Annotated in this window: 16 protein-coding genes; 5 read left to right on the top strand and 11 right to left on the bottom strand. The window is 37.6% G+C overall.

The features are described 5' to 3' along the window. The first annotated feature begins 7 nt into the window (after nucleotides 1-7). From HMPREF1140_RS02135 to HMPREF1140_RS02120, 4 genes are all read left to right on the top strand, one after another. Complete coding sequence (locus HMPREF1140_RS02135; RefSeq protein ID WP_009662273.1) at nucleotides 8-1,336, top strand: ABC transporter substrate-binding protein; 1,329 nt, start codon at nucleotides 8-10, stop codon at nucleotides 1,334-1,336. Between the two features lie 73 nt (nucleotides 1,337-1,409). Next, nucleotides 1,410-2,300, top strand: coding sequence for a carbohydrate ABC transporter permease (locus HMPREF1140_RS02130; protein ID WP_009662268.1), 891 nt, complete (start codon nucleotides 1,410-1,412; stop codon nucleotides 2,298-2,300). After that, the gene (locus HMPREF1140_RS02125; protein WP_009662231.1) at nucleotides 2,293-3,099 is read left to right on the top strand and encodes a carbohydrate ABC transporter permease; all 807 of its coding nucleotides are present in this window, start codon (nucleotides 2,293-2,295) and stop codon (nucleotides 3,097-3,099) included. Before HMPREF1140_RS02130 ends, HMPREF1140_RS02125 begins: the two co-directional genes overlap by 8 nt. A gap of 101 nt (nucleotides 3,100-3,200) precedes the next feature. Beyond that, nucleotides 3,201-6,356 (top strand): glycoside hydrolase family 2 TIM barrel-domain containing protein, encoded by a 3,156-nt coding sequence (locus HMPREF1140_RS02120; protein WP_009662249.1) that lies wholly within the window; start codon nucleotides 3,201-3,203, stop codon nucleotides 6,354-6,356. Between the two features lie 109 nt (nucleotides 6,357-6,465). Here the strand turns inward: HMPREF1140_RS02120 and HMPREF1140_RS02115 are convergent, their stop codons facing one another. The 9 genes from HMPREF1140_RS02115 to HMPREF1140_RS02075 form a co-directional block, all read right to left on the bottom strand. After that, entirely contained in the window at nucleotides 6,466-7,437 is a 972-nt protein-coding gene (locus tag HMPREF1140_RS02115; protein WP_035619737.1) for a cell wall-binding protein, read from the bottom strand. Nucleotides 7,438-7,622: 185 nt separating this feature from the next. Beyond that, nucleotides 7,623-9,179, bottom strand: coding sequence for a ribonuclease Y (gene rny / locus HMPREF1140_RS02110; RefSeq protein WP_009662260.1), 1,557 nt, complete (start codon nucleotides 9,177-9,179; stop codon nucleotides 7,623-7,625). Between the two features lie 112 nt (nucleotides 9,180-9,291). Next, nucleotides 9,292-10,203 (bottom strand): Rpn family recombination-promoting nuclease/putative transposase, encoded by a 912-nt coding sequence (locus HMPREF1140_RS02105; protein WP_009662247.1) that lies wholly within the window; start codon nucleotides 10,201-10,203, stop codon nucleotides 9,292-9,294. Nucleotides 10,204-10,395: 192 nt separating this feature from the next. After that, nucleotides 10,396-13,065: a calcium-translocating P-type ATPase, PMCA-type gene (locus tag HMPREF1140_RS02100; RefSeq protein ID WP_009662245.1), complete on the bottom strand. Its 2,670-nt coding sequence runs from the start codon at nucleotides 13,063-13,065 to the stop codon at nucleotides 10,396-10,398. 58 nt (nucleotides 13,066-13,123) lie between these two features. After that, nucleotides 13,124-13,735, bottom strand: coding sequence for a TerD family protein (locus HMPREF1140_RS02095; RefSeq protein ID WP_009662233.1), 612 nt, complete (start codon nucleotides 13,733-13,735; stop codon nucleotides 13,124-13,126). Nucleotides 13,736-13,763: 28 nt separating this feature from the next. Further along, a complete protein-coding gene (locus HMPREF1140_RS02090; RefSeq protein WP_009662259.1) occupies nucleotides 13,764-14,345 on the bottom strand; it encodes a TerD family protein in 582 nt (193 codons plus the stop codon). 14 nt (nucleotides 14,346-14,359) lie between these two features. Next, on the bottom strand, nucleotides 14,360-15,499 hold the full coding sequence (locus tag HMPREF1140_RS02085) for a toxic anion resistance protein (protein ID WP_009662242.1): 1,140 nt from the start codon (nucleotides 15,497-15,499) through the stop codon (nucleotides 14,360-14,362). 54 nt (nucleotides 15,500-15,553) lie between these two features. Next, complete coding sequence (locus tag HMPREF1140_RS02080) at nucleotides 15,554-17,806, bottom strand: YceG family protein (protein WP_009662274.1); 2,253 nt, start codon at nucleotides 17,804-17,806, stop codon at nucleotides 15,554-15,556. 31 nt (nucleotides 17,807-17,837) lie between these two features. After that, nucleotides 17,838-19,319, bottom strand: a complete 1,482-nt coding sequence (locus HMPREF1140_RS02075) for a S1C family serine protease (RefSeq protein ID WP_009662238.1) — start codon at nucleotides 19,317-19,319, stop codon at nucleotides 17,838-17,840. A gap of 112 nt (nucleotides 19,320-19,431) precedes the next feature. Between HMPREF1140_RS02075 and HMPREF1140_RS02070 the strand changes: the two genes are divergently transcribed. Beyond that, nucleotides 19,432-20,391, top strand: coding sequence for an HpcH/HpaI aldolase/citrate lyase family protein (locus HMPREF1140_RS02070; RefSeq protein WP_009662258.1), 960 nt, complete (start codon nucleotides 19,432-19,434; stop codon nucleotides 20,389-20,391). A 32-nt stretch (nucleotides 20,392-20,423) separates the two neighbouring features. Here HMPREF1140_RS02070 and HMPREF1140_RS02065 read toward each other — a convergent pair whose 3' ends face one another. Together HMPREF1140_RS02065 and HMPREF1140_RS02060 are read right to left on the bottom strand one after the other, a co-directional pair. Then, complete coding sequence (locus tag HMPREF1140_RS02065; RefSeq protein WP_009662262.1) at nucleotides 20,424-21,470, bottom strand: cysteine protease StiP family protein; 1,047 nt, start codon at nucleotides 21,468-21,470, stop codon at nucleotides 20,424-20,426. After that, nucleotides 21,460-22,566, bottom strand: coding sequence for a phosphoribosyltransferase domain-containing protein (locus HMPREF1140_RS02060; RefSeq protein ID WP_009662250.1), 1,107 nt, complete (start codon nucleotides 22,564-22,566; stop codon nucleotides 21,460-21,462). Before HMPREF1140_RS02060 ends, HMPREF1140_RS02065 begins: the two co-directional genes overlap by 11 nt. Between the last annotated feature and the right edge of the window lie 46 nt (nucleotides 22,567-22,612).

Below are 22,612 nucleotides of genomic sequence, written 5' to 3'. Positions count from 1 at the left end.
ACTTTTTGTGAAAAAGAAAATTTTAAGTGTTCTTATGGCAGGTGCATTGTGCACCGGCTTACTTGCAGGATGTGGCGGTGGCAAAGAAGCTTCAACAAGCGGTTCACAGGCTGCAGATAATGCGGCAACTGCTGCAGATGACAATACTCTTACAGTATGGTGTTGGGATCCTGCATTCAATATCAATGCGATGAATGAGGCAGCTAAGGTTTATCAAAAAGATCACCCTGATTTCAAACTCAATGTAGTTGAAACTCCATGGGCTGATTTACAGACAAAGCTCAACACTGCAGGTGTTGCAGGTGATTTATCTACATTACCTGATATTTTCCTTATGCAGGATAATGCTTTCTGGAAGAATCAGATTTCATTCCCTGATGTTTTTGCAAACTTGACTGAAACAAAGGCTTTTGACTTTACACAGTTTGCACCGGGTAAATTGGCTTACTCAACCGTAAATGGTGTAAACTACGGTGTTCCTTTTGATAACGGTACAGTTATCGCAGCTTACAGAACAGATATCCTTGAGCAGGCAGGCTATACTGTAGCCGATCTTACAGATATCGACTGGGACAAATATATAGAGATCGGTAAGGATGTACTTGCTAAGACCGGAAAGCCATTGCTCTCATGTCAGGCAAATGAAGCAGATATTATAATGATTATCCTTCAATCTACAGGTGCTTCACTCTTTGATGACAAGGGTGACCCGAATATCGTAGGAAACGAAACATTGAAGAAGGCTCTTGAGACATATAAAAAGCTTAAGGAATCAGGTGTTATGATCCTTGTAAACGACTGGGATCAGTATATCACTACAATGAATACCGAGACCGTAGCCGGAACTATCAACGGATGCTGGATTATGGGTTCTATAAGAGCTGCCAAGGATCAGTCAGGAAAGTGGGCTGTAACAAATCTTCCAAAACTTGCAGGTGTAGGCGAGCAGACAAACTATTCAAATAACGGTGGTTCAAGCTGGGCTGTAAATGCCGGCTCAAAGAAGAAAGATTTGGCAGTTGATTTCCTTGCAAAGACATTTGCAGGAAGCACAGAGCTTTATGACAATATTCTTCCAAGCGGTGCATTGGCTACATGGTTACCTGCAGGCGGTACAGAAGCTTATGCAGAAAAGGTAGAGTTCTTTGGCGGACAGCAGGTTTACAGCTTACTTACAGACTTTGCCTCAAAGACACCAAAGAATAATACAGGTGTTTACTACTATGAAGCAAGAGATGCTGTAGCTGCTGCGGCAACAAATATCATTGCCGGTGCTGATGTTGACAGCGAGCTTAAAACTGTACAGGACACTGTTAATTTCGCAATGGGTAAATAATTTTTAAGATTTTGTCAGGGGGTAGGTTTGGCCATAGTCAAGTCTGCCCCTTGTTTAATCGAAGGAGAAATTTATGGGGAATAAGAAAAAACTTTCACTCTCACAAAAACAAAATATATCAGGTTGGATATTTTTGACCCCTGCCACCGTGCTTATAGCCGTTATGAGTTTCTATCCTATGATAAGGGCCATAATTTTATCTATGCAAAGCGGTGTGGGTGCAAAAATATCTTTTGCCGGATTGACAAATTATAAGAGAATGTTTGCTGATGCAATCTTTATGCAGTCTTTGAAAAACACCTTTATATACCTGATCGTTCAGGTACCTATAATGCTTTTATTTGCCCTGCTTTTGGCATCTTTATTAAATGATAAGCATTTAAGGTTTAAAGGGCTTTTCAGAACCTGTATTTTTCTACCATGTGCTACATCTCTTGTATCATATGCCATTATATTCAGATCACTTTTTGCAGTGGACGGTTATATAAATACCGTTCTTGTAAATCTTGGAATTTTACATACCGGTTATAATTTCCTTTCAAATCCTTTTGCAGCAAGAATTGTTATTATAATTGCTCTGCTTTGGAGATGGACAGGCTACAATATGGTTTTCTATCTTGCAGGACTTCAAAATATAGAGTACTCCATATATGAAGCGGCAAAGATTGACGGAGCAACATATTTCCAGATACTCAGAAAAATAACCATCCCGCTTTTAAAGCCGATGATTTTACTTACAGCTATCATGTCAACAAACGGTACATTGCAGTTGTTTGATGAGTCTGTCAATCTTACAAGTGGCGGTCCGGCAAATGCAACTATCACAATGTCTCATTATATTTATAACTCTTCATTTAAGTATGTACCTAATTTCGGCTATTCAGCCGCCATGTCATTCTTTATTTTGATCTTGGTGGCAGTACTTGCCACAATACAGATGAAAGTAGGTGATAAGCGTGACTAAGATAAGAACTGTTGCAAAATATGTATTTTTGACCATTGTTTCACTTATATCGGTTTTCCCGCTATATTGGATGGCGGTCAGTGCTACTCATACCAGCATAGATGTAATAAGAGGTGCTCTCCTTCCGGGTAATTATCTCTTTAAAAACCTTTCAAACCTGCTTGGTGCAAGTGATGTCAGCGGTGCTATGATAAACTCATTTAAATACTCTATAATGATGACTATATTGGCACTATTTATTTGCTCACTTGCCGGATACGGTTTTGAAATCTATCATGATAAGGCAAAGGACGCTATTATGGCTATACTTTTGTTGGCTATGATGGTTCCTTTTGTGGCTATTATGATCCCGCTCTTTCAGATGTTTTCAAAATGGGGACTTTTAAACTCAACTTTAGGATTTTTACTTCCCACACTGTCCACCCCGTTTTTGATAATGCTCTTTAGACAGAGTGCCAGATCATTCCCACATGATATTCTTGAAGCTGCAAGACTTGACGGATTAAATGAATTTAATATATTCCTTAGAATTTTTATCCCTACCATGAAGTCTACATATGCTTCAGCAGCCATCATTACATTTATGGGTGCATGGAACTCATATCTTTGGCCAAAAGTAATAATGACTGAAAAAACATCCATTACAATGCCTATGTTGGTGGCCAACTTAAAGGAAGGCTATGTAACCGACTACGGTGTACTTATGCTTGCGGTACTTCTTTGCAGTATACCTACAGTTATCATATTCTTCGTGCTCCAGAAGCAGTTTGCTGAAGGAATTACAGGTGCGGTAAAGTAATATACGTATTCTTTTTAAAAGGTGTGAAACCTGACACAGGATAAACTGTGGTAAGATTTCATACCTTTTATTGATAAAATATAATTTTAAGAGAGGTAAAAATGAATAAAGATATCTTAAAAAACATTTTAGAACCTACTGTTTTTGAGGAAAACAGACTTCCGGCACATTCAGACCATAAGTTATTTGCAAATAGGAATGAACTTATAAAGGGTGAGTCTTCCCTATACTACAATCTGAACGGTGTATGGAAATTTGACTACTCAATCAATCCTGCTTCCACTCCTGACGGATTTGAGCTTTTAAGCTTTGACTGCAAAAACTGGGAGGATATCAGAGTTCCGGCACATATACAAATGGAGGGCTATGACAGACCTCATTACGCCAATGTTGCATACCCTTGGGACGGTAGACAGGAGCTTAAATCAGGGCAGTCTCCTATTGACTTTAATCCTGTTGCAAGCTATGTAAAATACTTTACATTACCTGAAAGCTTTGCCGGAAAGAACATTATTTTGAGAATGGAAGGTGTTGAGAGTGCGGCCGCAGTATGGCTAAACGGTCATTATATAGGCTACTGTGAAGACAGTTTTACTCCTTCCGAGTTTGATTTAAGTAAATATATAGTAAAGGGTGAGAACAAACTTGCAATACAGGTTACAAAATGGTGTTCCGGCAGCTGGCTTGAAGATCAGGATTTCTTCAGATTCTCAGGAATTTTTAGAGATATCTGTCTCTATGCAAAACCTAAATGTCATTTAGAAGATATAGGTGTAAACCAGATATTTGAAAATAAGAATCTTGATAAAGTCAAACTTAATATATCATTGACTCTAAGCCAAAGTGCCAAAGTCAAACTCAGATTATATGACGCTTTTGATATGACTTTAAAGTCTAATGAGTTTAAATGTTTCTTTGATAAAACTCTTGTATCAGAGCTTGATAAGGATCAGGTTTCCGGTGAAAATAATGTTTTATTTGAGATAAATGAGCCAAAACTTTGGAGTGCGGAAATTCCAAATCTTTATACTCTGTATATCGAAATATATGACGGTGATAATTTACTTGAAGTAACTTCTGTAAAAATCGGTATTAGATTATTTGAAAAAAATTCATCTAATATAATGACTGTCAACGGTAAAAGAATCGTGTTTGCCGGTGTGGACAGACATGATTTCAGTTCTAAATCCGGTCGTGCAATCAGCTATGCGGAAGTCAAAAAAGATATAGTTACCATGAAGGAAAACAATATCAATGCTATAAGAACAAGCCATTATCCAAACTGCTCTGCACTATATGAGCTATGTGATATCTACGGCATCTATCTTATGGATGAATGTAATCTTGAGTCTCACGGTAGCTGGGACGGACTTCTTAGCGGTGTTTCCGACTATGATATGGTAGTTCCCGGCGATAAGAAGGAGTGGATGCCGCTTTTACTTGACAGAGCAAACTCCATGTATATGAGAGACAGAAACCACTCTTCCATACTTATCTGGTCATGTGGAAATGAAAGCTATGGAGGAAGCGATATATATGAGATGAGCGAATTCTTCAGGCAAAAAGATTCAAGCAGGCTTGTTCATTATGAGGGTGTTTTCAATGACCGTCGTTACAATGATACCTCAGATATCGAAAGCAGAATGTATGCCAAGGTAGCTGATGTAAAGGAATTTTTGAAAACTCATAGAGACAAACCTTTTATTGAATGTGAATATACTCATGCAATGGGTAACTCATGTGGAGGTATGCAACTTTATACCGAGCTTGCATGGGAAGAGGAGCTTTTCCAAGGCGGATTTATCTGGGACTATATCGATCAAAGCATTACCGGTAAGGATCCTTTCGGCAATGATACTCAGTACTACGGAGGAGATTTTGATGACTCTCCTACCGACTATAACTTCAGCGGAAACGGTATAGTATACGGAGGCGACAGAGATATATCTCCTAAAATTCAGGCGGTAAGATATAATTACAGACCTGTTGATTTAAAGATAGACTTTGACAAAGACTTATTATATGTACACAACAGAAATCTTTTCAGAGATTTGAATGACTATAAATTTGTTATTTATATAAAGAAATTCGGAAAAACTTTATATGAAAGAAGTTTTTCTTTAAAAGGTGAAGGATTGTCAAAGACTGAGCATTCTCTAAATATCAAAGAAAAGGCCGGAAAGCTTTTTAATATATATGGCGATGAGCTTGTTTTAGGTGTTAAGGCCGTTTTTGATATTGATACCTTATATAACCTTGGCGAAGTTTCATTTACGGAAGTTGTTTTAAGAGAAGGTAAAAAGGCATATGATGCTCTTTTCTCAAAATTTGATGAGACTGTTATTTGTGATACACCGCTTTGTGAGAGAAAACCGTTTAAGCTCACAATGGGAGTTGTAAACTTCGGAATAAAGGGTGATAATTTTGAAGCTCTGTTCTCTCAGAATTTCGGCGGACTTGTGTCCTACAGATATGCCGGAAAGGAGCTGCTTAAAGCTATACCCAGACCTAATTTCTGGAGACCGCCTACAGACAATGATTACGGCAACAGTATGCCTTTCAGATATTCCAAATGGAAAACGGCTTCACTTTATGCCACTACAAAAGTTCCACGTGAAGACAGTACTTATTGGCCTGCATTCAGACCTGTTATAAAGGAATATGATACTTATGTATCTGTAACTTATAAATACGCCCTGCCTGAATGTGCCGATGAGCTAACTGTGGAATATGAAGTGTTTGGTGACGGCAGCATCAAGATAAATATGGACTATAAGAGTGAAACAGGTCAATATGATTTACCTGAGTTCGGTACAATGTTTAAGTTAAAGCCTGAATATGAAAATATTTCATGGTATGGTGCAGGTCCTATGGAAACTTACTCCGACAGACTTCCGGGCGCAAAGATCGATCTTTTCGAAGGAAAGGTAGCGGATCAGCTCGCTAAATATCTCTCACCACAGGAGAGTGGAAATAAATCTCATGTACGATTTGCAAAGATTACCGATAAGAAGGGACGAGGCCTTATAGTTGCAGGAAATTGTATTAATGTTTCAGCTCTTGCCTATACTCCGAGTGAGATTGAAGAGGCAAGACATGACTTTGAATTGCCGCCTGTCACAAAGACTGTACTTCGTGTAAATCTTGCACAGATGGGTATCGGAGGCGATGATACTTGGGGTGCACCTACTCTTGAAGATTACCTGATAAAGGGTAAAGGTAATTTGAAATTCAGCTTTGTTGTAAAGGGAATCTAAATACCTCAAAAAGATTTGTCGATATTAAAGTAAATTTACATTAACTTAAAAAGAAACTCTAAACTGTCTTACAGTTCGGAGTTTCTTTTTATATACACTATATTATTTATTATCTTGCAACATATGCGCCTGACTCATTTACAAAGTATCCGTCAGGTGTTGTGGTATTTGAAAGCATGTTTCCTCTGTTAAGATCCATATAGTACCAGTTGCCACCAATATTCTGCCATCCCACAAGCATATACCCGTCAGCATTGAAGTAGTACCATTCACCGCCTATCTGCTTCCATGATGAAGTTACATATGTACCGTCAGAGAATGCATACCACCAACCTGTAGCATTTCTCTGCCATGTGCCTTGAAGTGTTGTAGCATTCTTACTCTCATTGTAATTATTTGCAGCCTCAGCCTGACTTATTGTTACTGTGCTTGATGATACCCATGCACTGCTCTTTGTACCGTCACCGTTTACAGCTCTAACCTTCAATGTGTATGTACCTGACTTTGTCATGAGTGACTTAAAGTTTGCACTGTTTGTAGTAAAACTCTGTACTCCGCCGACTGTAGATGTATTATCTCTTATAAGCTTCACCTGATAACCTGAAGCCCCCTGTGATATGCTCCATGCAGCCTGACCGTTACTACCTAAATTTACCGTTTCTATAGGTGATACCTGATTTATCAACGCCGGTAACTGTACATCTACGTATAAATCATTTGAACTGTTCTCTCTTCTCGCCTCTATAAGCTCTCCACCTGTTATTTTAAAGTCCTCAGCCTTATAAACACTGAAGTAATAATTCTCATTTGCAGACAAATGTACTGTAATCTTAGGAGTATCTGTAATCTCCCAGGTAGTACCCATATCCATAAAATCGACACCGTCAATGTAGTAATTGCTTCCTGATACATTTACCGTAATATCGTTTATATCCCTGTCTTTACCTACTGTAATAGCATCAGATTTTATATTTATCTTTACAGACTTGATTCCCGATGCCGCAAATGCAGTTATAGAAGCCGCCAAACTTATTATTCCACTTATTGCCGCTACGGCAAATTTTTTCCCGAAATTTTTCATATATTTCCTTTCACTCATATCTATATGTTTATATAATATTCTCTCCATACTATTAAATACTATATTCTAGTTTCAGTCAATTACTATTATATGATATTTTCTTTAAAATACTTACCAAAAGGTTACAATCAAAATTTATAATTTTACATTAAAAAAGGCGACAGCTACTCGCTATCGCCCTATTATTATCTTGCAACATCTGCCACTCTTGATTCTCTGATCACATTTACTTTTATTTGACCCGGATATTGCATCTCTTCTTCTATTCTCTTTGAGATGTTTCTGGCTAAAATAACCATATCGTCATCACTTACTTTCTCAGGCAATACCATGATTCTTACTTCACGTCCTGCTTGGATAGCAAATGACTTCTCAACTCCGTCAAATGATGTAGTGATTTCCTCAAGCTGACTCAGTCTGTTAGTATATGTCTCCAGTGTTTCTCTTCTTGCACCCGGTCTTGCTGCGGAAATAGTATCTGCCGCCTGTACCAAACATGCAATAAGTGAATCCGGATCAACATCTCCATGATGTGATTCTACAGAATTGATTACAACCGGATGTTCCTTGTACTTCTTACAAAGTTCCACACCAATCTGTACATGTGAACCTTCCACCTCATGGTCGATGGCTTTTCCAATATCATGTAGTAAACCGGCTCTCTTCGCCAATCTAATATCCACTCCAACTTCTGCTGCTAAAAGTCCTGACAACTGTGCCACTTCAATAGAATGTTTTAAAGCATTCTGACCATAACTGGTCCTAAATTTCATTCTTCCAAGTAATTTTATGAGCTCAGGATGTATGCCGTGAACACCAACCTCAAGTGCCGCATTCTCGCCTTCCTCTCTCATAATACCGTCAACTTCTTTCTTTGCCCTATCCACCATCTCTTCAATTCTTGCAGGGTGAATACGACCGTCAACAATCAACTTTTCAAGTGCTACTCTGGCCACTTCTCTTCTTACAGGATCAAAACAGGATAAAACTACCGCCTCAGGGGTATCGTCAATGATAAGCTCCACTCCTGTAAGCTGTTCCAGTGTACGTATATTTCTACCCTCACGACCTATGATTCTACCTTTCATATCGTCATTCGGTAACGCAACTACTGAAACTGTCGTCTCAGCCACATGGTCTGCTGCACATCTTTGAATCGCAGTAACCACATATTCCTTAGCCTTTTTCTCGGCTTCATCCTTTGCGACATTTTCAAGCTCTTTAATAAGCTTTGCCTTGTCATGTTTTACTTCATCTTCAACTGATTGTAACAAAAATTCCTTAGCTTGTTCACTTGTGAGTCCGGATATTTTCTCAAGCTCGGCGATTCCCTTATCATACAGGGATTCAACTTCCTTGCTCCTTGCTAATATCTTCTCTTCTCTTGCAAGAACACTCTCTTCTTTCTTTTCAAGTAAATCCTGCTTCTTGTCCAAGTTCTCTTCCTTACTAAGTACTCTTTTCTCATAGCGGGCTAACTCTGCCCTTCTTTCTTTCACCTCTCTATCAAGCTCATTTTTTGTCTTTATTGACTCTTCTTTCGCTTCCAAGAGAGCTTCACGTTTCTTTGTCTCGGCTGTTTTTAAGGCTTCCTCTATTATTTCTCTGGATTTAATCTCTGCTGATCCGATCTTATCTTCATATGACTTCTTACGATGAGCAATCGCTAAACTCCAACTTAGAGGCGCCACAACAACTATTGAGAGTAATACCGCTATTATTATACTTCCCAGTTGTGACATAAAAGCACCTCCTTATTCAATTTTCATTGTTCAAAACAACATTTTAATTTTAACAAAAAATGAACAAAAAGTAAAGTCGGTAAGGATTGTATACAAATTGTGTTTAGAAATATCACTTTATAAATTTCTCAAAATCTTCGGCACTCATATTTGCTCTGACAGCAGCCTCATCAATACTTAGTATTCCGTCATTGACCAAAGATGCAAGTATGCTTATAACACCTTCCTGTCGTCCTACCACCCTACCTTTTTCAATGCCTTTTTCTATTCCTTTTTCAATGCCTCTTTCTATTCCTTTTTCAATGCCTCTGGCCTCTACTCTATCCAGCACTTCACACATATTAACTTTCTCCTTCCCTTTCAATTCGTTTATAGTTTCTTCAAATCTGTTATCGCCTGTCATTACAGACATTAATGTTAGAAGTTCTTCCACATGGGCAATGGCAGTTTCATCAGCTATATAATCTCTGTTTTTTCTCATTTGATACAGGTAATCAGCCAGTATCCTAAAATCACTTTTAAATAAGTCTATCTTTTCTTTATCTAAATAAGCTATCTCAAATAAGTTTATCTTAAAATCATTTACATATGGCTTTATTTCTTCATCTATATCCAGTATTTCAAAAAGTGTTTTTGGATAGTTCCACCTCTTTTCATATCCCAAATACAGAACCAAAGTAATCACCGGATACTTTGCCTTGTCAATGTTTTCTTTTCTGCTTTGCTTTACATATTCCGCCCCATCATATCCAAATACTCTAAGTGGCATAATTTTATTCGCTGTTGTCTGATTTTCAAGTCCGAATAATGCTACATTTATTTTGTTTTTATGCCAATACTTTGCTATATCTCTTTCCTGTGATCTTACCCTGCCGTCAATCTTCAGCATACTCATCGGCAATGCATCCTTAAGCGCGGCTTCATCTACCACGTTTCTACCGCCAAATAAAAGTACATTTAGAATATCCGCAAAAACGTCATTGTACTTTTCAAGCATCTTCTCTGTTACATCCTTATCTTGCATATCTCCTCCTTATTATACCAAAAATTTTTACTGTTGGATTATTCTTTGATCATTTTTGAAATTTAGAACTTTTAGAATTTAGATTGTATATAATAATCTCATTTTACCGTATATATGTCTAAAATACAATAACGGATATACTTATATTCCAATAAAAAAGGACTGTCGCAAGCGACAGCCCCATATTACTTATTAAGCATCCTTATATGTTTTCATTACAACTTTTCTGAGTATATCTACAGGTATCATTGTGAATGCAAGTATGAATATTACTATCCATCCCTGTATACTAAACGGTACACAGCTAAACATCTTTCCGATAAACTGGAATGGTGCAAAAGGTATGGCACCTGCATTTACGATAAGCGCCTGTACTATGATGATTGCAAAGAACACTTTAAGGAAGCCTGTATTTTCATTAAGTCCCTTAAATATTCCGAAGCCTTCATCTCTTACATTAAATCCGTTAAAGAGTGCACTTGCTATAAAGAGTACAAAATATCCTGTAAGAAGTTCTTCCTCTTTTCCGTCAAACAGATTTGCAAAGAACGGAACCTTAAGATATATAAAGCTGAGTACTGTAAGCCAGAGTCCCATACTTAAAATTTGAACAGCCATATTTTTGCTGATGATATTCTCATCTCTTCTTCTTGGCTTTTCCATCATATAGCTTTCTTTAGCCGGCTCATTTCCAAGCATTATTGCGCCAAGACCATCCATTACAAGGTTTACAAACAGAAGGTGAGTTACTTTAAGCGGCTCTTCCACTCCGAAGAACGGGGCAATAGCACTTACTATAACCGCAGTAACATTTATAACCAACTGGAACTTACAGAACTTAAGGATATTGTGATAGATAGTTCTACCATAGAGTATAGCGTCCTTTATAGATCTGAAGTTGTCATCAAGAATTACTATCTCACCTGCTTCCTTGGCAGCCTCTGTACCGTTACCCATAGCAAATCCTACATCTGCTCTCTTAAGTGCAGGTGAATCGTTTACTCCGTCTCCCGTCATACCTACAACAAGGTTCATCTCCTGGCAAAGTCTTACCATTCTTGACTTATCTGTAGGAAGAGCTCTTGCGATAACTCTGATATGAGGTATAAGTTTCTTTACTTCATCATCACTCATTTCATTGAGTTCTGCCGATGAAAGTGCTCTGTCTGAATTAGATTGTATAAGACCTGCATCTTTTGCGATAGCAATAGCTGTTTCAAGTCTGTCACCTGTAATCATTACTACCTGGATACCTGCTCCCATAACCTCAGCTATAGCATCCTTAGCCTCAGGTCTTACATCATCTCTGATACCTACCAGACCTATGATAACTATATCATCATTTATAGTATTTTCTACAAGAGCCTTCTGTGAATATCCGAATGCCAAAACTCTCATAGCTCTTGCTGCAAGCTCGTCAATCTTTCTGTCAAGAACAGCCTTATCAATTGTCTTTACTTCTCCGTTCTCATCTAAGAACTTCTTAGCCTTTGCAAGAAGTCTCTCAGGCGCACCCTTATAGAATGTCTTATCAAGAGAATCTATTCTTGCCTGGCTGAATTTATTTGTTGAGTTAAATCCCTGATGTGCTCCTACTACCAGACTCTTTTCATTTTGTAATGCATCAAAAGTAGCATGTCCTATAAATTTCATCAATGCCTGATCTGTTGCATTACCACCTATTACCACGCCTCTGTCATCAAACAATGACTGAGTATTCTTACCGATTGCGATATCTATAAGACCTTTTACTTTGCTGTGGTCACTTAAGTCAGGTATAGCAATAGAGTTTCCGTTTGCAAGGAAGAAATCCACTACTTCAAGACTTCCCTTTGTAATAGTTCCTGTCTTATCACTGAAAAGTATATTCAGTGAACCTGCAGTCTCGATACCTTCCGCCTTTCTTACAAGTACATTATGATCAAGCATTCTGCTGGTATTTTGCATAAGTACCAAGGATATCATTAAAGGCAATCCTTCAGGAACGGCACATACGATAATAACTATTGCAAGAGTAACAGCTCTTATAAGATCCTGCACGATTGTCTGTGCTCCAAGAGCAAAATAGTTGCCGAATCCCCCCGCTCTTACTATAAAATAAGCAAAGTAAAGTATCGCTATTACTGTAGCACCCACATATCCGAAAATTGATATCTGATTCGCAAGCTTTCCAAGCTTTACCTTAAGTGGTGAATCAGGATCGTCTTCGTTCATTTCAAGAGCCATCTTACCCATCATTGACTTAAGTCCGACTCTCTTAACTTCTAAAACACCTTCTCCGTCAAATACTACAGCACCTCTAAAGAGTGAATGAGCATCCACAAATGTATCACCTGTGATATCCTCTTTTAACTCAAATCCCTCTTTTGCTGCAGTTTTCTTGCACTCCTCGGCCTCACCGTTTAGGGCTGAGTTGTCTACTCTTAAATCTCCGTCTATTAAAATACCGTCAGCAGGTATCTTATCTCCCGATTGTAAAAGTACAAAGTCTCCTACTACTACATCATCCACATCTATAACAGTTACAAGACCGTTTCTGTAGACCTTACAAGTATCCTTCTTTGTGTTGTCCTTTAACTCACGATACTTTGTATCACTTGCCACACCTGTCTTTGCAGATACAATGGCTACTATTATTACCGCAATAATAGTTCCAAGCGGCTCATAAATTTCAGCATAGCCAAAGAAAAACATCACTATCATCAGTACTGCGATAGCAAGAAGTATCCTGATCATAGGATCATTGAATGTCTCCTTGAACTCCTGCCAAAATGTGGTAGGTTCCGAATCAGGTATTACATTTGAGCCATGATCCTGCCTTGACTTTTCAACTTCCTTTTCAGTCAAACCGGTAAATTTCATATAATTTCCTCTTTCAAAATTTTGGGGAGAAAGCAGCCGCTCTCTCCCGTAATATTTATTACATATATCTACTTGCCAATTCCCCAAGACCCGGATCTGTGGTTCCCTGTCCTACAGCTGAGAACTTCCATTCACCATTATGTCTGTATACCTCACCGAAGATCATTGCAGTCATTCCTGAATAATTTTCTGTAAGATTGTACTTAAGAATCTCTTTATTGGTTGAAGCATCTACAAGTCTTATAAATGCATTTCTGATCATTCCAAATTCTTGACGTCTCTGTACCGCCTGATAAATATTTACAACAATAACGATTCTGTCATAAGCTGCAGGTATGTTTTCAAGATCGATAGTTATCTGCTCGTCGTCCCCGTCACCCGCACCTGTCAGGTTATCACCCATATGCATAACGGTGCCTGAAGAGTGGCGAAGGTTTCCGTAATAAACCACATCACCTTTATTTACTATCTTGCCTCCCTGTAAAAGAAAAGCTGATGCGTCACAGTCTATATTGCCTTCCTGGCTTTGACCGCTGCCAAAGAGTGATGATAAAAATCCTCCTCCTCCCTTTGGGGCCTCATCCCATCCGAGTCCGACTACTATTCTCTTTAAACCTGCATTCTCCTTTGACAGGCTTACCTTTTGTCCTTTTTGTAAACTGATAGACATATATCCTCCTAATGTCTGCGTATAGGGCTTAAGCTACCGCTATACCGTAATGATTGCAAAGTGCGGCAAGTCCGCCACCGAATCCGCTTCCAATAGCATTGAACTTCCACTCGCCCGCATGCTTGTAAAGCTCACCTACAACTACCGCTGTTTCGATAGAGAAATCCTCACCAAGGTCATATCTGATGATTTCAGCGCCGGTCACTTCATCTAAAATTCTGATATAAGCATTTGAAACCTGACCGAAGTTCTGTCTTCTTGAATCCGCATCATATATAGTAACTGTAAATGCAATCTTCTCAATATTTGCAGGTACCTTTGAAAGATCGATCTTAATCTGCTCATCATCACCGTCACCTTCTCCTGTAAGGTTATCACCCATATGAGTAACACTCTCTGACGGATGAGCCAAGTTACCGTAGAAAATAAAATCTTTTTCTGTAGGGCATTTTCCACCTGCATCTACCATGAATGCCGCAGCATCCAGGTCAAAGTCCGCACCTGAATCAAATGCATTTACATCCCATCCAAGACCTACGATAACTTTCTTAAGTCCCGGATTTGTCTTTGTAAGATCTACTTTTTGTCCTTTAGATAAATTTATTGGCATAAAATCCTCCTTTATTATACACCGAATTTCTTATAAAATTCGTTTTTAATATTTTCAAGTTTAGCTTTATCTTCAACTCTTTGTCTTCTGGCATCGTCCTGAATTCTCTTTGTTTCTTCGATACCGTTTACAATAGTTCTCCAAGACTTCTCCAAAGTATCCACCTTTATAGAACTTCCTGAAGCCATCTGAGCTGTAAGCTTTGCCTGCTCAACAGTATTTGTGGCATTCTTTAATATCATTTCATTGGTCTTTTTATCAAGCTCAGATAATGCCTCAGCCTGTAATCTCTGACGTTTGAGCATAATAGCCTGTGCAAGACTCTGCTTAAAGATAGGCAATGTAATAATAAAAGCCGAATTTATCTTTCTTATAAGATTTATATTACTGAACTCCATAGTCTTTAACATAGGAATAGTCTGCATAGCTACATTCTCAGCCACTCTTAAGTCCTGTGTTCTTTGCTCAAGCATCATAAGTGCATTGTTGAGAGTTGTAAGCTCAAATTGCATTGACTTATCACCTGTACGCTCCATCTCGGCAGTTCTCTCTGCTATAGCACCTTCCAGTTCCTTACATCCCTGCTCACCTGCCATGATATATTTTAAAAGATCATGATAATAATTTACATTTGATTCAAACATGGTATTGAGCTTTTTATTGGTCTCTTTGATCTCACCCTCATAGCCCTTAAGCTCCACATACACCTTGTCAATCTCACCGCCCATGGTCTGATATTTTGTCATTATCTTATCCAGCTGCTTTTTTATACCGCCGAATAGTTTGTCAAAAAGACCCGGTTCCTGTTTGATCTCTTCAATATCGAATTTGCTCATGATATTGGTAAGGACACCCAACATCTTTGAAGTTTCTTCAATCTGAGCGATGTTCATACTGTTGAGTACCAAATCTGAAGATTTTGATATCTCTGTAGCAACCTCGCCACCAAATGTAACAATACTGTCAAGATTGTCAAGTTCTATCTTGCTTACAAGTGCATCAACCTCTGCCGAATCCGCCAATTCATTCTTGATTTTTGCAGACTCTACTGCAATATCAAAGGTTTGAACGGTAGGTAATGCTTCATTCTCTGCAACATCACTTGTCACCGCTTCAGCTTCTACGGTTTTTGCTTTTGAAAAATCAAGTCCCATCTTTCCTCCTATGCCCTGTTCCAAAATGTCACAAAGGCTCAATATTAGTTTTCATTAACCAAAAAGTCTTGAAAAAAACGATTTTTTCTTTTCCTTCACAGACCTCAGTCTATTGAAATCCGGTATGGCTATATCATAAAGATAATTGCCGATTATATGCTCTTCCATTATCTGATTGTTAAAGTATTTATTTACATTGTCATATCCCGTAGGTATAAAAAATACTATATCAAATCCTATCAGATTCAAAAAAGCAACAATTATGCTGTCTTCCAACGAAATAACTGTTTCCGTTGTATTTACTATTATAAGCTTTGGCGGACATTTTGTAAAATCAAAGCTTTGTATAAATCTTAAAATTTCCTTAGGTAAATCTAAAACAATTGTAATTATCTTGTATTCTGTACCATTTTGTCCTGTTCCCGCTATAGTCTTCCTTCTTAAAAGCTCCGATAATTTATCAAGAATATAATCCTGAGTCTCAGCTCTTAAATAGTCGTATTTGTAGATTTGTGAATGCTTTATGCCCTCTCTGTCAAGTCTTCCGTTCTTAAAAAAAGACGGTACACCGGCTGCCACAGTGCAGTTTCTATCATAAATATTTTCATTCTTATATATCAATGTCGTATCTGTCAGAAGATCTTTAATATTTTTAAAATATGTATCCGTATCCGAGTTTGCCACACCTGATATCTTGGCAAACATTACAGGAATATTTACAACATCATCGACTGTGGAAAAATTCGGTCTAAACCTCGCCTCCTGCTTCCAATAAATACCTATTTCTTCATAAGTAGTTGAAAGTTTTATAATATTGGCCTTGGAAAATTGCATATCTCTGTACATTCCGGTATCCGAATACATCATAGTATCCAGATCTCTTTCGGCATTATATGCCATTGTACCCATTGAAAGATTGTTTCCGTCTGTAGGATATTCATTTACTTTCAAAGTCTCTTCAAAATGTACCTCATATAATCTTTCTCCGGTAAGCTTATCCTCTTTCTTTTCCGGATTAAAGATAATTACATCTATCGGCAACTTTGCCGCCATATTTAAGAACAGACTCTCCGTATCGGTTTCCACATTTCCGAAGTATATAAGTATGGGAGCAGGTGAATGAATATCGGTATTTCCAAGCAGATCCGGTATATATCTTTGGAACCAGCATAGAATATATATTCCCTTATTCATCATTTTATTGAGATCCATATTCATCAGTTTACCTGTCTCTATCATGGTATCCACAAAGGCATCCCTTGCCACATCCACAAAGGTATTGCTCTTTAGATTGATATTTTTCTTCAGATCCGTTATAAGCTGATTTTCATTGGCATAATTGCCTCTTTTTATTTTTGAAATCTCGTCCACACTCGGATTTGTGATTTTATTGTTTATCACCTTTATGCTTCTGTTTGATTTTTTCAAATCCTGATACAGCAAATACAGATTGTTTACATAGGTGTTTCTATTGTCACAACCGTTTATTCTTGCAAACATATTGTAGAAAAACCTTGTATTTTCGCCTCTTCTTGTATTCTTTAGATCCTCAAAGAGATCTCCGCTAAGCCATGCATTTGTATTGGCAACGGCATTTGATTTATTGCTGTACAAAAGCTTTTTACTTTTATCTTCCTCATACTGCTTTAAAAGCCACTGCAAATCAAATCCTGCCGGAAAGCTCTCACTTCCCATTCCCAAATCTATAGAGTATTCGGACTTCGGATCTATTGCCATATACTTTGAATCACCGCCCGGTTGAACCAGAATAATATCCGCACCGGCATTTGAAAGTATTTTTAAAGTTGACAGCTCTGAAAAATTTACATTCCCCCAGAATATAATCTTAGGTACATCGTCGTTTCCGAGTTTTTCCATAATATTGTAAAAATTATAGTAGAGCCAGCACATTATCCTTATAAAATTATTCTTCAAGATATCTATATTCTTACCCTGACGCCTTAAAACTTCCAAGGTATCATAGATTCCGTCGGCTATGGATGCCCTCTGATAATCTTTAATTCTCGGAAGCCATTTTTTTAAAGCCTCCGCCATAAATCCCGGTCCGTGAACATATTTATCTCCGATTATTTCATTAAAATATGCTATATTGTCCGCAGTAGGATTTTCTATATTTTTATCTATGATTGCCCCTTCTCTCTTGGCCAATTCATAGTATTTTCTGATAAATTCAAGTATTGTTTCATCATAGGAATTTACTCTGTAAAAATATACTCCCTTCGGCTTTCTTTCACTTTGCCTTTTAAAAAAGTCTTCAAGCCCTTTTATCTTCTGATGCAATAACATGCATTCATCCCCTTTCAAGTCAAAACTTTTCTTATCTTATAAAGCTCTTCGTAAAATTATATACTGCATCATACGGTACAGCCAGATTTATATTTTGCCCCTCACTGAAACCTGAAGTGCTTATGCCAATTACCTCTCCGTACATGTTCAGTACCGCTCCTCCTGATGACCCCGGCGATGTAGGTGCACTGAACTGTATCATATCCACATTATCTATATTTCTAAAGCCTGATATAATACCGTCTGAAACCGAATTAAAAAGACCCAGAGGACTTCCTATTGCCACTACCTTTTGCCCTCTTACAAGACTTTCTTTTCCGCTATACAGCCTCAACGGATTTAACACTCTTGAAATTCTTATTATTGCCAAGTCCAGATGATTATGATATTTTATAACCTCATTTGTCTCATATATTCTCTCATCATCTTCTATTCTTACCTCAAAATAATATCCGCCTCTTATAACATGATTATTGGTAAGTATAAAACCGTCTCTTCCGATCATTATACCCGAGCCTGTACCAAGAAGCTTCTTACGGTTGTCAAATACAGCTATCATTACAATTGATGTTGACAGTCTTGCAAGCTCCACATAGCTTAACTCTCTATCTCTGCTCACATTTACCGCCGGTATCTGAGCGCTCCCCGAAGACCTTGTACCTGTATTCGGCTGATTGTTAACCGGTGCGACTGCAGGTGAAACACTAACCGCTTTAGTTTTAGAATCTCTGTCTTTTCTTCTGGTGGATTCCAGACTTATGGTAACCGTTTTTCTTTCGCCTCCGGTATTTACCGGTGCTGCATTCATTCCGTTTGCTCCGGTATCGGCAGGCTGTTGTATCTGATGATTTTGTGTAGGTTCATCCGGTTCATATATCATCTTGCCGTCATAAAAATCACCAAGTTTTTTTGTGTAATAATATTCATCCATTACAGAGATATCTTTTGAGTACTGCAGCAGGCATACATCCATACCGAGTAAATTAAGAAAAATAAAAAAATAGATTTCCGATTCCTTTTGTATATTCTCCGCTACTACCTTTATATTCTTATCTCCGTTTATTTTGATATCTGAAAAATTATTTTCAAGCCAATATAAGAGCTTTACCATTATATTTTTTTCTATTGTATCAGAAATATTCTTCTTGTACTTTTGCAGGAGTTTTTGCATTTCCTTTACCGCTTCTATAAGCTCATCTTCGCTTATATTATTTTGTCTTACTAAAGCCGTATCAAAATGACATGTGGATATAAAAGCTTCATAAGCCCTCTTTTGCTCCATACAATCACCCTTTATATCCGGCGAGTCAAGATATTTATAGTATATCCTTCCCTGCTTCATCTCAGATTTCAAATATTTTCTTAATTCATTTATTTCCTTATTTGTATTTGCATTTGCACCTGTAAACTTTACCATGTAGGTGTTTCTTATTTCACCTGCTCTGTTACCCCTTACTCTTCCAAACTCTGTAATACTGTTTATATTTATAGGATTCAATCTGTATTTTGGCATACTTGCTCCATTAAAATCTGTCTTTCTTTTATTATATATTATATGGTATAATTATATCAATATTAGCGAAAAATATAAGCCTATATTCAATATTTTTTGACAGGGGTTAGTCATGAAAGATTCCAGTATTTACTATAGCGTGGGCGCACTGCTTTATACCGATGCAAATAACACGGGTATTATAGACGATATAATGTTTGAAAGATTTAATATTCCATTTTCTTTAGCTTTTTCATTTGACATGGCAAGCAATGATGCCGAAGCGGATAAAGCTGAGAATTTACTTATAAAGACCTTGGATAAACTGTTTGTTTCAAAAAAAGAGAGAGAATTCTATATACCCAAACTGTTTATAAAAGTGCTTTCCACCTCACATATAGCCCATTTATATAAAAAATTCGGCAGCTTACTGGATATGATTACCGGCTTTATTTTACCCGATTTTTCCGTATCAAATGCCGATATATATATTTATGAAATGCAAAGAATAAATTCGGTTCTTTCCACTCCTGTGTATATATTACCTGAGCTTGATTGCGTATCACTTCTTGACCTTCGAAACAGATATAATTATCTGTATGCAATTAAAGAAAAACTTGCCACCTATGAGGACTATGTTTTAAATATTCTGGTTGCGGCAGGCAGTATACTCAATATACTCTGCGTCAGGCACAGAGTTGATGAGAGCATATATCAAAGCGGTCCGGTTGCAGGACTTCTGTCCGACATTATTTCAGCTCTTTCAAGTGATTATATAATATCGGCACCTGCCTATGAATACTATGCCGGTATCGGCTGGCAGGAAGGTCTGGGAAAGGAAATTGAGCTTGATAAATTAAACGGTTTTGTCGGTAAAACGGTTGTGCATCCGAAACAGATACTTGTGGTAAACGATGCCTATAAAGTTCCCAGTATTGACTATGATGATGCTTTAAGTGTACTTGATGACAAGAAAATGTATCGTTCCTGTCCCAATGTTAACAATACCAGAATAAATGAGCCGAAGATTCATTACAGTTGGGCGATGGAAGTTATCTTACTTGCGCAGTACTTCGGTGTAAAAAAATATTAAAAATGTGTGAGTCTTTCCAACTCACACATTTTTTAAATGTCCTTCATTTTCTTTATTATTCCCATGCATTTATAATTATTTAAGCATGTATATTCTATTTCACTTTCTCTTTCACCGGCAAGCTTTATTATATGTCTAAGTTCTTTATCATCTTTATATCTTTCATCTATAAGTATCTTCCACGGAACTCTTCTAAGAAGCACTCTGGTAGTCTCACCTATGCCCGGTTTTATAAGATTTATATCCTTTATACCGTATTTTTCCGCCTGCTTTTTTACTTCAATAATTCCTCTTGCTCCTCTAATGCTCTCGTCCTTTACATTTTTTTTAAAGAGCTTTTCTATATTGTCAATGAAATGATAACTCAAATCATTTTCTTCATATTCCTTATAGTATATAGCACCGTGGAAGTCATCTTTACCGATTATATCATCTCTTAAAAATGTTCTGCTGACCAGTCCGCATACCGTAGCATTAAGTGCGGAGCTTGGAATAAAGATATCATCATAAGTACCTGCCAACTCAGTTTCACCTGCAGGATCCGATACCACTGCCAGTTCCTCAGATACCCCTTCATAATTTTCACAGGCTGTTTTTAGTTCTTTAAGTATTGCGCCCTTACCTATCCAACCGTCAACAAACAGGATATCTTTTGCTTTGTAACGTGCAAGTATATACTTCATAGCATTGTCATCAATGCCTCTGTCTCTTATTATGGAAACCGAATAATGTGCCACATCGGTTTCATACTTCCATTTTATGTATCTTTTAAGCAGCACTCCTATCGGGGTACCGGCTCTTGCCAGAGAGACTAAAACTACATCTTTCCCTCTTTTTTCTATTACTTTATCTGCCAAAGATGCAAGAGCATCCGCCATTTTCTGTCCGAAGACCTTGAATGAATCAAAATATATTTTCATATATTCCTCGGTGGGTATATATTCTATCGGCAACATTTCACTGTAATGCATTCCTGATTGTATAAGCTTTTCCCTATCCAAACTTGGCAATGGCTCTACAAGTCCTGTAACATCCTTTAAGAGAAAATTTACATCGCTTTCTTTGTAACTACTCTTCATTATCCCACCTGATCAAATATATATTTTTATTTCCGGAAATTCTGATTGCCTCCAAGATATCAGCCTCTCCCTCCGCTTCTTTTCCGTCTGTAACAAGAAAGAATACATCCGATTCTTTCAAATCGTATATATAGGTCTGTCTGTTTTTATCGTATATACTTCTGACCTCATATCTGGTATGAAGAGGGTAATCTTCTAACCTTGACACCTCAATGGGGCTTCTTGTGGATGAGTGCACATATACATCTGCATCTGAAAAAGTGTCTATATACTCTGCCAGTTTTATCGGGACATAAATAAATTCTTCAGTCCCAAGTACGGTGACACTCTTTTTATCTTTCAACAAATTCTTTAGATCAATCTTTTCTTTTAAAAACTCTCCAAGCCTATCAGTCTCTGCATCCAGATCCTTTATATTTAAAAGTCTTCTGGTCCTGATATCTGTCTTGAAATTTATTATTTTTACATCATCATTCCTTGGTGTAGAGTTGATTGTGTACACATCACCATTGGTCAAAGTATCAACCACTTCATCTTCAAAGCCTTCTTTATCTATATCTCTTATATAGACTATATCCACATTCTTTTCTTTAAAGAATTTTCTTCTTTCCTCTGACAATGTGTTTGTAAGAGGTGCTATGGCATATTTTTTTCCACCCTTAAATATGCTCTCTATCTCCTCTATACAATGCCATATAGTATTTCCTGTGGTGATCTCATCTTCAACAAATACTATTCTGTCTACCTGACCATATATCTTTTCCATATCCGCAAGTACCAGTCTTTGCTCCATAGCATGACTGTGTGCCTCTGTAAAATGTATATACTCATTTTGAGCGCATATATTTTCTCTGGTTGTCTGCATGAAAAAGGCCCCCGCACTGCTTGCAAGAGAGGCACCTATCGCTATTGCGGTCTCTGCAAATCCGATTACAAGTGAGTTCTTTAAAATTTCACTTGATAAATTCGCAAGAGTATCATACTCATTTTTCACATCCCCGATCAATGCAATCTTATGCTTTCCCTGATTTGCATTAATTATCAAATAGCCTCTCTTATTATTATTAAGACGTTTTGCAAGGCTTATCTTGTCCATACTACCACCTTTTTACATCAATATAGGGATGACTTTCGCCACCCCT

This window comes from Lachnoanaerobaculum sp. ICM7, assembly GCF_000287675.1.
Classification (GTDB): domain Bacteria; phylum Bacillota; class Clostridia; order Lachnospirales; family Lachnospiraceae; genus Lachnoanaerobaculum.
The sequence above is the reverse complement of the archived record's forward strand: the minus strand, read 5'-3'. Positions and strand labels throughout refer to the sequence as shown.

Coding starts and splice junctions, on each gene's coding strand:
- HMPREF1140_RS02090 (WP_009662259.1), bottom strand. CDS start 14,345: ATGCCAATAAATTTATCTAAAGGACAAAAAGTAGATCTTACAAAGACA.
- HMPREF1140_RS02075 (WP_009662238.1), bottom strand. CDS start 19,319: ATGCCAAAATACAGATTGAATCCTATAAATATAAACAGTATTACAGAG.
- HMPREF1140_RS02130 (WP_009662268.1), top strand. CDS start 1,410: ATGGGGAATAAGAAAAAACTTTCACTCTCACAAAAACAAAATATATCA.
- HMPREF1140_RS02080 (WP_009662274.1), bottom strand. CDS start 17,806: ATGTTATTGCATCAGAAGATAAAAGGGCTTGAAGACTTTTTTAAAAGG.
- HMPREF1140_RS02070 (WP_009662258.1), top strand. CDS start 19,432: ATGAAAGATTCCAGTATTTACTATAGCGTGGGCGCACTGCTTTATACC.
- rny (WP_009662260.1), bottom strand. CDS start 9,179: ATGTCACAACTGGGAAGTATAATAATAGCGGTATTACTCTCAATAGTT.
- HMPREF1140_RS02065 (WP_009662262.1), bottom strand. CDS start 21,470: ATGAAGAGTAGTTACAAAGAAAGCGATGTAAATTTTCTCTTAAAGGAT.
- HMPREF1140_RS02120 (WP_009662249.1), top strand. CDS start 3,201: ATGAATAAAGATATCTTAAAAAACATTTTAGAACCTACTGTTTTTGAG.
- HMPREF1140_RS02115 (WP_035619737.1), bottom strand. CDS start 7,437: ATGAAAAATTTCGGGAAAAAATTTGCCGTAGCGGCAATAAGTGGAATA.
- HMPREF1140_RS02060 (WP_009662250.1), bottom strand. CDS start 22,566: ATGGACAAGATAAGCCTTGCAAAACGTCTTAATAATAATAAGAGAGGC.
- HMPREF1140_RS02105 (WP_009662247.1), bottom strand. CDS start 10,203: ATGCAAGATAAGGATGTAACAGAGAAGATGCTTGAAAAGTACAATGAC.
- HMPREF1140_RS02095 (WP_009662233.1), bottom strand. CDS start 13,735: ATGTCTATCAGTTTACAAAAAGGACAAAAGGTAAGCCTGTCAAAGGAG.
- HMPREF1140_RS02085 (WP_009662242.1), bottom strand. CDS start 15,499: ATGGGACTTGATTTTTCAAAAGCAAAAACCGTAGAAGCTGAAGCGGTG.
- HMPREF1140_RS02100 (WP_009662245.1), bottom strand. CDS start 13,065: ATGAAATTTACCGGTTTGACTGAAAAGGAAGTTGAAAAGTCAAGGCAG.